This window comes from Nostoc sp. DedVER02 (assembly GCF_034530675.2).
Lineage (GTDB): Bacteria > Cyanobacteriota > Cyanobacteriia > Cyanobacteriales > Nostocaceae > Nostoc.
This window is the reverse complement of record NZ_JAVRCP020000032.1, coordinates 29,999-44,923: the sequence shown is the minus strand read 5'-3', so window position 1 is coordinate 44,923 and position 14,925 is coordinate 29,999. Positions and strand designations below refer to the sequence as shown.

Genomic DNA, 14,925 nt, shown 5'->3' with positions numbered 1-14,925 from the left:
AGATATGCCTAGAAAAATGTATTACTTAAATGGTGATGACTCACATCCAATACAACCGACATCTGCGGATATTATACTGCGGCAGCAACTAGAGTATTCTATTAGTAGATATTTTTATGACGCTTGCGATCGCACAATCCAAAATCTGCTATCTAATTGTCGGTGGTATGTTACAACCCATGCCAATGCTCTAACATTGGTAATTGAATGTACAGATCAAGTTACTAATTGGCGTGTTCTGCAAAAAATCGTGCCAATGGGGACATTACTATATGGAATTGTTAGTAGTGCTAAAATTCGTGTTTGTCCGCCAGAGAGTCAAGGCGTACCTTTTGAAATGAGGGTAGATGAACTTTCTGTTTATCGGGATTGGGCGTGATTCGATTTTGGATTAGTTAATATTCTGTTTGATAAGTGCAGCTACCTCTTCAAAAACCAAATCAGCAGAATGTTTGACAACAGGACTTAACTCTAGTCCCAAACCAAGATTTGCCGCTTCAATTAAATAAACTGTGACATCTTCAGGAAAGTCATTTTGAAATATTTTCCGTCCGGCGGCTAAAGCATTATCCCAACGAAAATCGTGTAAGTTATAACTAGGTTCGGGCATTGCTTCCAGTTCTTTACCTGGAACTTTAAACACAGCACCAGGTTCAGAACCAGTTGAACTTGCATCAATAATTACTAATTGTTTACTACCTCTAGCTTGAAACATTACTTCCATCCCTGCGGTGCCACAATCATATACTCGGACATGAGGATGAGGGTTTTCAGCTAGATATTTTTGTAAGCGTTGGGCAATGATTACGCCTACAGCGTCGTCACTGCGATTGAGATTTCCGCAACCAATAATAGTGAGCATGGGATAAATTTTATTCGCTTAGTCTATCGATCGCAAACTGGGGGCTAAGTTTGACGATCGCATTGTATTACTAGAATAGAGATAAATGAAAATTTGGAGATAGATGACTAATCAGGAATTCCAGAACCTTACATCCACTGCGATCGCGGTGGATGTAGGTAGTTCACTCTACAATGACAGCCCCCAGTCCGGCTTGTTACGGGTTGTGCGACAACGTGACGGGGAACTGGAGAAGCTGGGCAACGACCTGGTTCGGCGCTCCGACTGGCGCGAGGTCTACTGGTTGCTGTAATTGGTAAACGGCACCTTGCGGCGGAAACATCGTAAGGTTGTCGTTGAGCAGTGTAGCCGTCTTAGTGTTCGACAGCACCAGGGGCGGACCGCCGCCTGGTGGCTTCTCGATTGTCACATTTAAATCCAGAAACATAGTCTGCCGAAAAGTCGGCGGCATATTCTTGGTAACTTCGAGCAGGCTGAGCGGCGTCTCGTCGATATCGGCCTGACTGATGGTAACCTTGCCGAGCACAGGACTATCAGCCGAGAACTCGAGACCGATCACCTTTAGCTTAACGCCACCAAGACCACCTCCGAGGTTGGCCTCTACTCGCACTAGAAGCCCTCCCTTAAAGTCCAGCGTAATGATCCCTAAGACATCCACTCTCAGCGGTGTATTTACCGTGTAGCCACTGATCGGGATCTGCAAACCGATCGGCGGAAGAAGTCCACCTAGCATCATAATGTTAACCTCTATCTTAAACTAAAAATGATTTGGTTGATTAGTTTGGCTTTTTTAAAGACCGTGTTCGTATCATCTAGCGATCGCTATTCAAGATGCAAGGACAGTTAAGACAGTTAAGACAGTTAATCAATATTTTATATTGACTTAATATATATTTTATTGCTGCTTCATAATAGTATGGATGAAGATAAATTTATCGCTATCCAAAATAATTTATTTTCAGTTGGCTTTGAAAGAACAGCAATCAATTATTCATCGGATGAGATTGACAGCAATAAAATCAGAAATTATGTTTGTCTCATGCAAACATAATTATGAAATTTTTGACACTAAATTGTCGTGACTTTGAGCTTGTTCGTTCAAGACACTGCGATTACTTTAAGTTGTTACCATAATCTGCAAAATGCAGGGTTACACAAAAGGCTTTGGCTAATAGTATAGACAAAGCCTCTGAAGAAGTAACTTATCAGCAGGAAACTATAAAGCTACACCATGTTTCTTGGCAACTTCAGTCAGTTTATCATACTGATCTTGTGACACTTTAGTTAATATCTCTTCAGCCTGTTCTTTAGTACTTCCTTCTTTAGGAATTAAGTACTTGACATAAAGAGATACAAAATCAGCAGCGATCGCTAAACCGGATAAATTGTGTTTGTCAGCTTCTTTACCAGCGATCGCAGCTACCAAACCAGCTTTAATTGGGTCTGGTTTAACTTTCATGAACTGATCGACAAGTTTAGGAACGTACTCTTCTGGTGGCAAATTATCTAACTTACTTTTATCAGGAGTAAAGTTACATTCTGCGGCTTGAGCCTGCTCTAAAACACACCATTCTATGTATTCTTGCAATGCTGCATCGGGAACGCGAGGAAGATAATTATGTAGCGCTAAATCAGACACAAGCTTACCGTGTAAATTGCTGTTTTATGCAAATGCATTAACGCAAGCCTAACGCACTGTTTCTATAAGTTTTAGTGTGGTACGCTACGAGTTTTGAATATAAGGCATTAGGAATAGGGCATTGGGCATAGGTTATTTTTCCCTTATTTCTCCTAAATTTATCTTTTGGGCGATCGCTCAGACAGATGACTAATCCAGTAAGCTGTAAGTGAACGTTGTCCATGATTGTGATATGAAAACTTTTACTGCGATCGTTGAAAGAGATCCTGATACTAAGTTCTATGTCGGCTATGTCCCTGGTTTTCCTGGAGCGCATTCTAAAGGCGAAACCTTGGATGAATTGCAGGAAAATTTACGTGAAGTTATTGAGATGCTTCTAGAGGATAAGGATCTGGTATTCGAGACAGAGTTTGTAGGTATACAACAGATTGTGGTTCAGTAGACCATGAGTAATATTCCTATTCTGAAACCCCAAGAAGTTGTACTAATATTGGAGAGCCTTGGGTTTGTGGAGGTACGTCAGAAAGGATCAAAGGTGAATGCCTCAGTTAATATGTTTTTAGCGCTAGTGAATAACTGGAAGCAGAGTGAGAGATACCTTATGAGTTTGTATACCCATTGGACTTGTTTTAATTGTCGAAAGAGTTTTCGTGGTCTTTCAACATCCAAATCTAAAGCTGAAGGTTTGATAACAAAACGTAAATGTCCTGAATGCAGAGAGGAACTATACAATTTTGGTATATATTTTCAGCCGCCGCGTCGCCAAGCAAAAAAAGCTTGGACAATCATAGAACTATTGGCTAAAAACGGTTATAGGTTTCAAACAGAAGGTAGTACTGTCTATATCAATACCTTTATCTTAGCTGGTAACAAAAGTCGTTATGAAGATGTACGCCAGCGCATTGAATTTGAGAAACAGTCGCAAATTGATAACCAGATAAAAGCAAAGATTGATTTTTATAAACAAGAAAAGCGTCATCGTTATTAAAACAAACTTAAGATATGTAATTAAATTGCTAGTCGCTAGCTGTTGTGTGGGATGCAATAGCGATTAGCTAATAGCTAACCAGATAATAATTAGCTATTAGCATCTTTTTAAGCAGTCCGAAAACGTGCTAGTTCTTCACCAGTTTTCGCATCATGGGCGTGGACTGTACACACCAAACATGAATCAAACGATCGCGCCACATGACCAACTTCCACCGGATCGCTAGAATCATAAATTGGTGTGCCAATTAAAGCTTCTTCAATAGGGCCGCGGATTCCTTCACCGTCACGAGGGCCAATATTCCAAGTACCTGGGGCAATCACTTGGTAATTTTTAATTTTACCGCCCTCTACTTCTACCCAGTGACACAAAGAACCCCGCGCTGCTTCCGTTGCACCCCAACCCTTGCCATCTTTTTCTGTGGGTTTGATATACCAAGGGTCGTTTAATTTGAATTCGCGCAAACAGTGTTCGGCTTGACGATATAACTTGACAATTTCGTGAACTCGTGCTAACTGACGTACATGAATACTAGGGCCACCCATCCGTTTGAAGACATCAAGGATAAAGCCGTCGTAGTGTTGCCAAGATTCGCCATGCTTACCACCAGCTACTAATTGCCGCGCTAAGGGGCCAGCCTCCAAACGTCCAAAGTCTTTGTGAAGGACTGCACTCGCCCAAGAGTAAGCGTTATCGAAGTCTTTGGTATTATTGGCAGTGGGTTTAGTGGTGCGATCGCTAGGGTGAATATCCTCTGTCCCTTCATCGTACCAAGAGTGAGTTGTATTCTCGCGGGTAAATGACTGATCCATTAAAACGTGAGTGTCTGCGAAGCTATCGTACACTCCACTTTTCATAATCATCGCCGCATTTCGTCCTTCGATAGTCGGCTTTTGGTATTTATCTTCATGGGCTAAATATCCCCAAGTGACATATTTACCAACACCAGCGCCATATCTATCTAGACCGATATCTAAACCCATGCGCCAATAAAAACCTAAGTCGGAATCTCGATGATTGCGGTCTTCATCCAGCCAATCTCTAAAGTCATCATAAGTTTGGATTTGTTCGTAGCGTTCTAATGAACAACCTAACCACACTGGTTCTAACCAATTGGTGCGGAAGTATTCGAGAAGCGCCCAAGCACGGGTAATGTCTGTAAGAGTGGGGGCGCACATCACCCCACCAGGCACCATATAACTGCTGTGAGGCCATTGTCCGCCTAATAGTGCATAAATCTCTACAGGTTTAGCAGAAATTGTGATGCCTAGTTCGTAAGATTTGCCTGTGAAAGCAGCAAAGCGTTTCACAGCTTCCTCGTAAAAGCGACTATTGCGGTATTTTTTATTAGTTAAATCAATGGCAAACAGTCCATAAAAATAGCGGGGAATGCTTTGAATTGTTTCAACAATTTGACCGAGATTTCTCGCTAAAATTGCATTGCGAGGAACTTCTGTTTCCCAAGCTGTATCTAATGCCCAAGATGCAGAAGTCAGGTGAGAACCGCCGCAAATTCCGCAAATGCGAGGTGTGACAATTAATCCGGCTTGGGGATCTTTCCCGCGTAGGATAACTTCAAATCCACGAAATAATTCAGCGTGTGTCCAAGCGTTGACTACTCTTCCATGTTCAATATCGACTCGGACATCTAAATCGCCTTCAACTCTACCAACGGGCGATATATCTAATGATTGAATTGTCATGTGTTATTTGTCCTTTGTCATTGGTCATTGGTCATTGGTCATTGGTCATTGGTCATTGCTTTTTCACAAATGACAAAGGACTAATGACTAATGACTAAACGGTAAAAAAGTCTTCTTCTGCCCAAGGTGGTGCTGCGTCTTTGGCGACCATTGTGAGTAAGGCGTAGTCTTTTTTGTTCACCCCTGGCGGTAATTCTTTGGGAACTCCCATTACTGTTTGGGTTTTGAATACAGTTCCAGGTTTAAGGTCAAAGAAGGGAAATTCTGGTTCTGTGCAACCTAAACAAGGCATTCCGGCGCGAGTTTTGGAGGAGACGCGGTTCCATAAGATGCGGTTGCAGGAGGAATGAGTCATGGGGCCGCGACAACCCAAGTCATAAAATAAGCAGCCTTTACGCTGACCAAATTCGGCGGTTGATGCTTTGTAGGCAAAGTGGACGTTGCGCGTACAACCTGTTTGGGTATAGGTGTTGAAGAAGGTTTGAGGACGATTTAGTTCATCGAAAGCAATGTCTGCTATGCGTCCAGTAGCGATCGCAACTAATATCTGCGTAATCCAGTCGGGATGGGCGGGACATCCAGGTATATTAATTACAGGTAATCCGGCTTGTGATACAAAGTCTTTACCTAAAAAGCCGCCTTCTTGACGCTTGAGAAATTGCAAACCTTCTGATTCGCTGGGGTTGGGTGACATAGCAGGAATTCCTCCCCAAGTTGCACAGTCTCCCACAGCGACGATAAATTGAGCAACTTTGGCAAGGTCTAATAACCAATCTTTCATGGCGCGATCGGCAAACCGATTCCATTCGCCAGTACCGTTAGGGGCGTTAACAACACTGCCTTCAAATACCAAGATATCTAAGGAAATTTTGCCAGAAATGCAATCCCGCAGCAGTGTTTGTAAGTCGTTGCCTAGTTCTAATCCCAAGGAGGGATGCCAAAGTACCTTGATACCAAAGTCGGCAATTAAATCGCAGACTGTCGGTTCTTCAGCATTCAGAAATGACATGGTGTTGCCTGAACAAGCACCACCTTGTAGCCATAGTACGTTAGTCATCGGCTAGGTGTTTTTGTATTGTTTCCCATGCATGATGTAGGTGATAATGCTTGTAAAGTTTCACCTGTTTATCAATATTTGTTTTTCAATAGTAAGATATTTTTTTAACTAATTTACTTTCATTAAAAAAGAATTAATCATTAACAATATATTAAATACCCTCAAGATTATTTTCAATATTTCTATCTGTTATATATAACACATTTTGCAAATGCAAAATAGTAAAAATAAACACTGCATCTTGTTTTTAAGCCTTGATGTTCAACAAACTCAATATGCTTAATTTATCGTTGTCAAAACCCTGGAAATATTAATAATTACTGTCAATTGTAATCTGCGTAAGGTGATGAGTATTTTCAATCCTCAGATTTTTATATAATAAATCAACCAAAAATAGGGGCGCAAAGTTTCGTGCCCCGTCAACTATATATCAGTTGTTTTAGGATTTTGGCTGTATAGCTTGCCTAACAGCTTGTTCGTCCAAACCTAATACTTGAGCTATCTGCTCAATACTTAAACCCAACCCTAATAACCGAGGTATAGTTTCTAACTTACCTTCTTGTCTACCTTCTTGCTTACCTTCTGCAAAAACATCTTGGTAAAATCTAGTCTGCTTTAATTCATTTAATCCAAACATTTTTCCTATCTCCTCCTGGCTCAATCGCGGTAACTTGTAGATTAATATCGTCTCTATCAATTGTATAATTTCCCTAATAGTAGTGACATCTGGAATTTGCTGTCTGGCAATGTTTACTATCTCTACAGCTTTTATTGTCGCAGTTGATTCGGGTTCGATGATGAGTTTAACTGTCTCTATACCAATTGATGATGCCTCAATTGAGCTTAATTCGTCGAGATAGACGCGAGTTACTCGTTGGGAGTTGAGTAATTCTGTATATCTTTCGGTATCTCCAGTATCAACGCTGTGGTTGGGGAAGATGACCAAATAATTACTAATTCGTAATTCGTAATTCGTAATTTAATTAAGAGGGTACAGAGCAAGCACTGATTGCAACTACGAATTACGAATTATCAATTACGAATTACTGTGGTGGTTGGTTAATCAGTTCAAAAAAAGTACTGGGGATACTCTGAAAGATTTGATAAAAAATACTGTCGGTTTTCAAAGGAGCTTGTTTTACAGTTGATGAATATATTTTACACAACGACGATCGCGTGGTGACTATTTTGATTACAATAAGTATTATGTATGTCAACAATTCAATAAAAAATATTGAAATTGTATAAGACGATGATACAAAAAGTATTTAAAAAATATTAGGTGTTTAAAACTGACATTAATATTAGCAATTTCCCCCTAGAATTTTAGAAATAGGGTGTTTTATAGTATTGTATTGAGCATGGCATAAGACATTGGCTATAGGGGATTAAGTTTTTTCCCTAGTTTCTAGTCTTTAATGTTAGCTCAAATAAAAAAGGGGAATTCCGCCTAAAGGACTCGAAGCCTGCGTAAATCAGTATGGCCCGTGATTAGATGCTTTTACGTATCTCAATCATTCGTGGGCGTTGACAGATTCAATTCCCAATTGGCTAGAGTACGGCAGAGTTATGACCCCCAGCATTACAGATTCAGCAGTGAAGGCTGCGGTAGCAGCTGTTGCTTCAGAGTCAGCTTCAGCAGAAGAAAAAATCCAGATGCTGATTGAGATAGCACAGGGTTTTCAAAAAAAGCCCAAAGCTGCCCAAGACTTGCGAAATGCAGTTGGGTTGTATTACCGGGCCTATGAAATGTGTGGTGAGGAGTATCCCTTATTAAAAGCCAGGGCCAAAGTAGGTATGGCGGGGACGTTACAGGCAATACCGGATGCTGATTACCAACTGTTGATGCAAGCGAAAGTCGGTTATGAAGAAGCATTACCGATTTTACAACAATTAGCTTCGCCAGAAGAAGTGGCAGAGACACAGATGAATTTTGGGCTGGTGTTGCAGTCGCTAGTGCCATTTAATTTGGCACGGATAACTGACAGCATCCAAGCTTATCATGAGGCTTTGCGGGTGTTTACTTGGGAAGATTACCCCCAAGAATACGCGATTTTGTATAACAATATTGCGATCGCTTACCTTTCTATGCCTTTAGCATCGGAACGGGAATACTTGCGTCAAGGGTTAGCTGTGCAATCATTTGAGGTGGCGCTAAAGCACATTAATTTGATTGACCATCCTAGAGAATACGCGATGTTGCAAAACAACTTAGGTAACGCTTTGCAATATTTAGTCAGTTCCCATCCTGTCGAGAATAACTTAAGAGCGATCGCAGCTTATGACGAAGCGTTAAAAGTGCGTAACGCCAAAGATACACCCCTAGAGTACGCTAACACAATTTCAAACAAAGCCAACGCCCTATTCAACTTACCAGACGACCCCGAAAAACCAGAAGCTGGTAATCCTCAAAATCTTTTGCAAGCGCGTGTTTACTATCAAGACGCTTTAAAAATATTTAGGGAACACCAACAAATTGCACAAGCAGAAGTAGTAGTCCAAGCACTACAAGATGTAGAAGCAGAAATAGGGAATAGGGAATAGGGCATTGGGAATTGGGAATTGGGAATTGGCTATTCTCCTTGTCTCTTTCATCCTCCTCATCTCTTTTATCCCCCATTTACCCAATTATCAGGAAAAAAACAGCATGAGAGATATTTTTATTTACCCAAATGCGATCAATTTTCTCACAAGTTTAGCAGATGGCGATCTGAACATAGCAACAGAACTCGTATGGTTAATTATAGCAGCCGCCTTGTCTATGGTCGGCGGTGCAATTGGTGGAATGCTATTAGCTGGTAAAGATATAGGCTATCAGTTTTCAGCAATGCTTGGTGCATTATTTGCTCCTGCGGGTGTAATTCCCGCCATCCTCTTAGGGCTTGCTGCTTTAAATTTCTTGACAAATTACTAGGAGAAAAGATGTTAGAGATAGGTTGGTTTTCTGCTAAGTTATTTTTCAAAGGAAAGTTACTACGCGACCCAGTGTATTTTGTCAAGCAAACTACTATTGGTATTGCTGTAGGTTTCTTACTGTTAGTATTACTCGCACAAGCCCCAGTTCCCTTCTACCTGCCAATAATATTATCTAGCTTAGTGACGGGCATAATTATGCCATTTCTCCTCAAAGATTTCAAAATGAAGTAATTTGTCATTGATAAATAACCAATGACCAATGACAAATGACCAATGACAAATGACCAATGACAAATCTTGAAGAACTAGTTCAGGAAATTAATCGTTTTGAGGCAATTATATCCGAGTGGGATGAAAGCCAACGGTGTGTAGCGGTGGGTTTAAAAAGAGCAATTGAAGCTTTGCATAAAGCTGCATTAACTAGCTTGATTAAAAGCTTGAAAGAAGAATCAATGCCAGCTTTGCGCCATGCAGTTGCAGATGAAATAGTCTATGCAGTGCTACTGTATCACGAACTCGTTAAACCACCAAAACCTCCCCTTTCACAGCGCATTCAGACAGCACTTGAAGAAGTTCGCCCAGGTTTAAAAAGCCATAACGGTGATATAGAATTAGTGGCAATTAAGCCACCAGATACAGTAGAAGTAAAATTAATCGGAACTTGTAGCAGTTGTCCGACTTCTACTTTAACTTTATCTCAGGGAGTAGAACAAGCAATAAAAAACCATTGTCCCGAAATTACCAAAGTAGTTGCAGTTAATAAAAGTTCTACTGTTAACAACGCTAATTCTAGTTTAGTCAGTCCATTCTCTGCAAAAATAACTTGTACTTGGATGAAAGTAGCGACCCTTGATGAAGTTCCTGAATTTAGTGTAGTGGTAGTACAACTTGCTGGTACTTCACTAATTTTACATCGTCAAGGCGTTACAGTAAAATGTTACCGGAATGCTTGCAGTCATCTAGGATCTCCCTTAGAAAAGGGTAAAATTGAAAATGGTATTATTACCTGTCCTTCCCACGGATTCCAGTATAAATTAGAAACAGGTGAATGCTTAACTGCGCCTGATATTTCGCTTCAATCGTATCCAGTCAAGATAAAAGGCGATAAGGTTTTTGTGAAACTGCAAAAATGATAATGCAAAGGTAACACTTTAGCAAATATACTTGGCGATTAGTCAATCACAGCTACTTTGCTTTTTCATTTCAGTAGTTCGCGCATTCATTTTAGTATTTTGTGCAAGCAAAATGCCTGAATGCTTTCTAAATATCCCTAAATTCATTCTCATTTGTGCAATTTAGGTAATGATTTTAGTGTTTTGAGAAAGTAAAAAGGTATATTACTTTCTCAAAAGGTCATTTTACTTATTCAAACCCCAGTTTGCTTACTCATTTTGGTGTTTTCCGCAAGCAAAAGTAGGTTTTACTTATTCAAACTCCAGTTTGCTTACTCATTTTGGTGTTTTCCGCAAGCAAAAGGTCATTTGACTTACTCATTTTAGTGTTTTCCGCAAGCAAAAGAAGCTTTTACTTTCTCAAACCCCAGTTTGCTTTCTCATTTCAGTAAATCGCGCACTCATGCCGAAGATTCGCTATATAGTAAAAAATACTAGAGGTTAGCTAAATTTTTTTAAGCTTGATTAATATTGAAGTTGATTAAAAGTTTTAACTAAATTTAAAAAAGTATAATGCAAAACCGTTACTGTTGTTACACGCTAATTAACATTAATGTTTTTAAATAAATATCAGTGTCTATCTGCGGTTCATGGATATCCCAATTATAAATAATTCCATATCACAATTACCGCTAGAAGCAAGAGAAATTTCTCAATATTTGCCTCTATCACCTCAAGGTGCAGAGGTAATTTTAGGCAACATTATTGAACCAGAACAATTAGTCATACCAGTAGCGCCCAATGCTACAAATCTGTTTGGGCCTCGTGGTGCTTGTTTGTTATCAAAAACTGGCCCATTATGGGTATCAGATACAGGACATCATCGATTATTAGGATGGCAGAATTTACCCACAAGAGATAGTCAACCGGCTGATTGGGTAATTGGACAACCAGATTTTTATCATGAAGGACAAAATGCTAAAAATACACCAGGAAGAACAACCTTAAGTGTACCAACAGGGATTTGTGCTTGCGGCGAAGGGTTAGCTGTAGCCGATGCTTGGAATCATCGGGTTTTGATTTGGAAAAACTTACCAGAAGATAACAATGTTCCAGCAGATTTGGTATTAGGGCAAGTTAATTTTACCGATAATGAACCAAATCGAGGAAATCAGCAAGCATCTGCTAATACAATGCACTGGCCTTATGGTGTTTACTATCATCAAGGACGGCTATTTATTGCTGACACTGGTAATCGAAGACTATTAATTTGGCATCAATTACCAACAGAAAATGGTCAACCTGCCGATTTAGTTTTGGGACAACCGGATATGATATCTCGCAATGAAAACGGCGGTGATTCTCCAACCGCAGCGAGTATGCGTTGGTGTCATGACATCGCTTTTTGGGGAGAGAATTTGGTTGTCAGCGATGCAGGTAATCACCGAGTAATGATTTGGCAGGGAATGCCCACAGAAAATAATACTCCTTGTGCAGTAGTTTTAGGACAAAAAAGCTTTGATTTTGTGGAAATGAATCAAGGGGTTTATTTGCCTAGCGCTAGTAGTTTAAGTATGCCTTATGGTGTGGCGGTGGCTGGTGATTGGTTAGTAGTTGCAGATACTGCTAATTCTCGTTTGTTAGGATGGAGAAAGCCAGAATCAATTTTATCACTGCAAGGTGTAATGGCAGATGGTTTGGCAGGACAAATAAATTTTCAAAGTAAAGGTGAAAATCGTAATTTCGGACTGCCTAAACGAGATAGTTTAAATTGGTGCTATGGGATAAAAATTTGTGGTAATAGGTTGGTAATAGCTGATTCTGGAAATAACCGAATTTTGCTGTGGCAGTTTAATAATTCGTAATTCGTAATGGGCTACGCCCCGCTTCGCTAACGTAATTCGTAATTTTGGAAAGTCAGATTTATATGGCGACTGAAGAAATTAGAGTTCGCGGTACTGTTCAGGGAGTAGGCTTTCGTCCTACTGTATATCGTCTTGCTAAAGCCTGCGGTTTGCGTGGAGATGTTTGTAATGATGGTGAAGGTGTATTAATTCGGGTATCTGGTAGTGAGGAAGCAATAACAGAATTTGTTGCCAGATTGCAAACAGAATGTCCGCCACTAGCAAAAATTAATCAGCTAACTAGAATTCCTTATGAAGGTGAACTTAAATTTGATAATTTTGTGATTTCTACTAGTGTCAGTAATACCATTAAAACAGAAATTACTCCTGATGCAGCCACTTGTCCCCAGTGTCAAAAAGAAATATTCGACCCTTTCAGCCGCTTTTATCGCTACCCCTTTACTAATTGCACTCATTGCGGCCCTCGCTTGAGTATTATTCGTGCCATTCCTTACGATAGATGCAATACCAGTATGTCTGCGTTTGCTATATGTTCCGAATGTGCAAAGGAATACCACGATGTTGAAAATCGCCGTTTTCACGCCCAACCTGTAGCTTGTCATGCTTGCGGCCCTTCAGCTTGGTTAGAACGTGCTGATGGTAAATCGGTTACTGCTTCCATGTTTTCCATGCTAGATGATGTGGATGCTGTTTGTACCTTGTTGCAAAAGGGTGAGATTGTCGCAATTAAAGGCTTAAGTGGTATTCATCTCGCTTGCGATGCAACTCAGGAAACGGTTGTACAAAAACTGCGTCAGCGTAAAAAGCGCTATCACAAACCATTTGCTTTAATGGCGCGAGATGTTGAAATAATTGAACAATATTGTACTGTCAACGCCAAAGAAAAAGAATTGTTGACAAGTTCTGCTGCACCAATTGTTTTATTACAAACGACAGATAAAAAAGTAGTAGCACCATCGATAGCATCGGGGCAAAATACTCTTGGTTTCATGCTACCTTATACACCCTTACATCATTTAATTTTGCGGCGGATGAATCGCCCAATTGTTTTAACAAGTGGCAATCTTGCCGATGAACCACAATGTATTGATAATGATGAAGCAAAAGTAAAATTAGGAACAATCGCTGATTATTTTCTCTTTCACAATCGAGAAATTATTAATCGGGTAGACGATTCTGTTGTGCGTGTTATCGGCGATAAAGTCCAAACAATTCGCCGTGCTAGAGGATATGCACCAGCAGCAATTAGCTTACCACCAGGATTTCACAATGTACCGCAAATTTTAGCAATGGGTAGTGAGTTAAAAAATACCTTTTGCTTATTGCGTGAAGGAGAAGCAATTCTTTCTCAACATCTGGGAGATTTAGAAAATGCTGCGGCTTTTGATGGGTATCAAGAGACTTTAAACTTATACTTAAATTTATTTGAACATAAACCAGAGATAATCACCATTGATAAACATCCTGAATATCTCTCCAGCAAACTTGGTAACGAACTAGCGAATAAAAATCAAATTCCAATTCATCAAATCCAACATCACCATGCCCATATTGTTGCTTGTATGGCAGAAAATGGAATTCCTTTAGATTCACCTCCAGTATTAGGTATAGCTTTAGATGGTTTAGGTTACGGTGATGATGGTACACTCTGGGGCGGAGAATTTCTTTTAGCAGATTATCGAAAATTTCAGCGACTAGCAACATTTAAATCGGTAGCAATGATTGGTGGTGAACAAGCAATTTATCAACCTTGGCGTAATACCTACGCCCAATTAATAGATGCTAACCTTTGGGATGATTGCCAGCAAAAGTATGCTGATTTAGAAATCGTAAAATTTCTGAATAAAAAACCACTAAAACTACTCAATCAACTTATGGATAAAAGAATTAATTCTCCTCCAGCTTCATCAGTGGGACGGTTGTTCGATGCAGTGGCGGCGGCTATCGGTATTTATAGAGATGAATGTAGCTATGAAGGACAAGCTGCGATCGCACTGGAAGCTATAGTAGATGTTAGCAGCTTAAATAATGATAAAGAAACGGTAATATATCCTTTTAGTTTTAGCTTTTCAGATAGTATTTACTGTATAGACTCACGTCCAATGTGGCAAGCCTTACTCTATGACTTGCAACAGCAGATTCTCCAACCAGTTATAGCTGCCAAATTTCACAAAGGTTTAGCTAATGCGATTGTAGAAATGGTTAAGCACCTTCGTCAAGAAAATCCGATTCATCAGGTAGCTTTAACAGGAGGAGTCTTTCAAAATTGTATATTGTTACACCAAGTTAGGAACCGATTAGAAACATTGGGGATAAAAGTACTAACTCATAGCTTAGTTCCAGCTAATGACGGCGGCTTATCTTTAGGACAAGCAGTTATTACAGCCGCACAATTAATACACAAGTATTGATATTTGAAAAACCTCAGAAATAATTCTCTCTGTGTTCTTTACGCCTCTACGGTTAGTTTATCTTCAAAATAAAAAAATGTGTTTAGGAATCCCCGGACAAATTGTAGAAATTACCAACGCTAACCATAAATTAGCCCTAGTTAACATTGGTGGTGTGAAGCGCGAAGTAAATATTGCCTGCATCGTAGATGAACAACATCCTCCCGAAGCTTGTATTGGTGATTGGGTGCTAGTACATGTTGGCTTTGCTATGAATCGCATTAACGAACAAGAAGCAGCAGAAACATTACAACTATTCCAAGAATTAGCTGCAGCACAAGCAAGAATTAGTACTTAAATAATATTTTTTCTCACACAGAAAACAGTTTCAAA

General features: G+C 39.9%; 17 protein-coding genes. 10 read left to right on the top strand and 7 right to left on the bottom strand.

Features of this window, described 5'->3' with window-relative positions:
- Window positions 1-4 precede the first annotated feature (4 nt).
- Complete coding sequence (locus RMZ41_RS24685) at window positions 5-379, top strand: hypothetical protein (protein ID WP_322642586.1); 375 nt, start codon at window positions 5-7, stop codon at window positions 377-379.
- A 12-nt stretch (window positions 380-391) separates the two neighbouring features.
- Here RMZ41_RS24685 and RMZ41_RS24680 read toward each other — a convergent pair whose 3' ends face one another.
- From RMZ41_RS24680 to RMZ41_RS24670, 3 genes are all read right to left on the bottom strand, one after another.
- A complete protein-coding gene (locus RMZ41_RS24680; RefSeq protein ID WP_322642587.1) occupies window positions 392-862 on the bottom strand; it encodes a hydrogenase maturation protease in 471 nt (156 codons plus the stop codon).
- 196 nt (window positions 863-1,058) lie between these two features.
- Window positions 1,059-1,598 (bottom strand): hypothetical protein, encoded by a 540-nt coding sequence (locus tag RMZ41_RS24675; RefSeq protein WP_322642588.1) that lies wholly within the window; start codon window positions 1,596-1,598, stop codon window positions 1,059-1,061.
- A 480-nt stretch (window positions 1,599-2,078) separates the two neighbouring features.
- Window positions 2,079-2,501 (bottom strand): hypothetical protein, encoded by a 423-nt coding sequence (locus RMZ41_RS24670; protein WP_322642589.1) that lies wholly within the window; start codon window positions 2,499-2,501, stop codon window positions 2,079-2,081.
- Window positions 2,502-2,733: 232 nt separating this feature from the next.
- Between RMZ41_RS24670 and RMZ41_RS24665 the strand changes: the two genes are divergently transcribed.
- Window positions 2,734-2,943: a type II toxin-antitoxin system HicB family antitoxin gene (locus RMZ41_RS24665; protein WP_322642590.1), complete on the top strand. Its 210-nt coding sequence runs from the start codon at window positions 2,734-2,736 to the stop codon at window positions 2,941-2,943.
- Between the two features lie 3 nt (window positions 2,944-2,946).
- Window positions 2,947-3,489 (top strand): hypothetical protein, encoded by a 543-nt coding sequence (locus tag RMZ41_RS24660; protein ID WP_322642591.1) that lies wholly within the window; start codon window positions 2,947-2,949, stop codon window positions 3,487-3,489.
- A 107-nt stretch (window positions 3,490-3,596) separates the two neighbouring features.
- Here the strand turns inward: RMZ41_RS24660 and RMZ41_RS24655 are convergent, their stop codons facing one another.
- From RMZ41_RS24655 to RMZ41_RS24640, 4 genes are all read right to left on the bottom strand, one after another.
- On the bottom strand, window positions 3,597-5,192 hold the full coding sequence (locus RMZ41_RS24655) for a nickel-dependent hydrogenase large subunit (protein ID WP_322642592.1): 1,596 nt from the start codon (window positions 5,190-5,192) through the stop codon (window positions 3,597-3,599).
- 94 nt (window positions 5,193-5,286) lie between these two features.
- A complete protein-coding gene (locus tag RMZ41_RS24650; protein WP_322642593.1) occupies window positions 5,287-6,249 on the bottom strand; it encodes a hydrogenase small subunit in 963 nt (320 codons plus the stop codon).
- 439 nt (window positions 6,250-6,688) lie between these two features.
- Complete coding sequence (locus RMZ41_RS24645) at window positions 6,689-7,195, bottom strand: Rpn family recombination-promoting nuclease/putative transposase (RefSeq protein WP_322642594.1); 507 nt, start codon at window positions 7,193-7,195, stop codon at window positions 6,689-6,691.
- 97 nt (window positions 7,196-7,292) lie between these two features.
- Window positions 7,293-7,376, bottom strand: coding sequence for a DUF2887 domain-containing protein (locus RMZ41_RS24640; protein ID WP_409875919.1), 84 nt, complete (start codon window positions 7,374-7,376; stop codon window positions 7,293-7,295).
- Between the two features lie 442 nt (window positions 7,377-7,818).
- Here RMZ41_RS24640 and RMZ41_RS24635 point away from each other — a divergent pair, with 442 nt between their 5' ends.
- From RMZ41_RS24635 to RMZ41_RS24605, 7 genes are all read left to right on the top strand, one after another.
- On the top strand, window positions 7,819-8,793 hold the full coding sequence (locus RMZ41_RS24635; RefSeq protein ID WP_322642596.1) for a hypothetical protein: 975 nt from the start codon (window positions 7,819-7,821) through the stop codon (window positions 8,791-8,793).
- Window positions 8,794-8,896: 103 nt separating this feature from the next.
- On the top strand, window positions 8,897-9,163 hold the full coding sequence (locus tag RMZ41_RS24630) for a hypothetical protein (RefSeq protein ID WP_322642597.1): 267 nt from the start codon (window positions 8,897-8,899) through the stop codon (window positions 9,161-9,163).
- An 8-nt stretch (window positions 9,164-9,171) separates the two neighbouring features.
- Window positions 9,172-9,396 (top strand): hypothetical protein, encoded by a 225-nt coding sequence (locus tag RMZ41_RS24625; RefSeq protein WP_322642598.1) that lies wholly within the window; start codon window positions 9,172-9,174, stop codon window positions 9,394-9,396.
- A gap of 56 nt (window positions 9,397-9,452) precedes the next feature.
- Entirely contained in the window at window positions 9,453-10,298 is an 846-nt protein-coding gene (locus RMZ41_RS24620; RefSeq protein WP_322642599.1) for a NifU family protein, read from the top strand.
- 629 nt (window positions 10,299-10,927) lie between these two features.
- The gene (locus RMZ41_RS24615; protein ID WP_322642600.1) at window positions 10,928-12,142 is read left to right on the top strand and encodes a hypothetical protein; all 1,215 of its coding nucleotides are present in this window, start codon (window positions 10,928-10,930) and stop codon (window positions 12,140-12,142) included.
- 62 nt (window positions 12,143-12,204) lie between these two features.
- Window positions 12,205-14,553 carry a carbamoyltransferase HypF gene (gene hypF / locus RMZ41_RS24610; protein ID WP_322642601.1) on the top strand — a complete coding sequence of 783 codons (2,349 nt, stop codon included), beginning with the start codon at window positions 12,205-12,207 and terminating at the stop codon, window positions 14,551-14,553.
- Between the two features lie 76 nt (window positions 14,554-14,629).
- Entirely contained in the window at window positions 14,630-14,890 is a 261-nt protein-coding gene (locus RMZ41_RS24605) for a HypC/HybG/HupF family hydrogenase formation chaperone (RefSeq protein WP_322642602.1), read from the top strand.
- Window positions 14,891-14,925: the final 35 nt, after the last annotated feature.

Excerpts from the sequence above, each read along its gene's own strand:
- RMZ41_RS24685 (WP_322642586.1), top strand. The coding sequence starts at position 5 with ATGCCTAGAAAAATGTATTACTTAAATGGTGATGACTCACATCCAATA.
- RMZ41_RS24680 (WP_322642587.1), bottom strand. The coding sequence starts at position 862 with ATGCTCACTATTATTGGTTGCGGAAATCTCAATCGCAGTGACGACGCT.
- RMZ41_RS24675 (WP_322642588.1), bottom strand. The coding sequence starts at position 1,598 with ATGATGCTAGGTGGACTTCTTCCGCCGATCGGTTTGCAGATCCCGATC.
- RMZ41_RS24665 (WP_322642590.1), top strand. The coding sequence starts at position 2,734 with ATGAAAACTTTTACTGCGATCGTTGAAAGAGATCCTGATACTAAGTTC.
- RMZ41_RS24660 (WP_322642591.1), top strand. The coding sequence starts at position 2,947 with ATGAGTAATATTCCTATTCTGAAACCCCAAGAAGTTGTACTAATATTG.
- RMZ41_RS24655 (WP_322642592.1), bottom strand. The coding sequence starts at position 5,192 with ATGACAATTCAATCATTAGATATATCGCCCGTTGGTAGAGTTGAAGGC.
- RMZ41_RS24650 (WP_322642593.1), bottom strand. The coding sequence starts at position 6,249 with ATGACTAACGTACTATGGCTACAAGGTGGTGCTTGTTCAGGCAACACC.
- RMZ41_RS24635 (WP_322642596.1), top strand. The coding sequence starts at position 7,819 with ATGACCCCCAGCATTACAGATTCAGCAGTGAAGGCTGCGGTAGCAGCT.
- RMZ41_RS24630 (WP_322642597.1), top strand. The coding sequence starts at position 8,897 with ATGAGAGATATTTTTATTTACCCAAATGCGATCAATTTTCTCACAAGT.
- RMZ41_RS24625 (WP_322642598.1), top strand. The coding sequence starts at position 9,172 with ATGTTAGAGATAGGTTGGTTTTCTGCTAAGTTATTTTTCAAAGGAAAG.
- RMZ41_RS24620 (WP_322642599.1), top strand. The coding sequence starts at position 9,453 with ATGACAAATCTTGAAGAACTAGTTCAGGAAATTAATCGTTTTGAGGCA.
- RMZ41_RS24615 (WP_322642600.1), top strand. The coding sequence starts at position 10,928 with ATGGATATCCCAATTATAAATAATTCCATATCACAATTACCGCTAGAA.
- hypF (WP_322642601.1), top strand. The coding sequence starts at position 12,205 with ATGGCGACTGAAGAAATTAGAGTTCGCGGTACTGTTCAGGGAGTAGGC.
- RMZ41_RS24605 (WP_322642602.1), top strand. The coding sequence starts at position 14,630 with ATGTGTTTAGGAATCCCCGGACAAATTGTAGAAATTACCAACGCTAAC.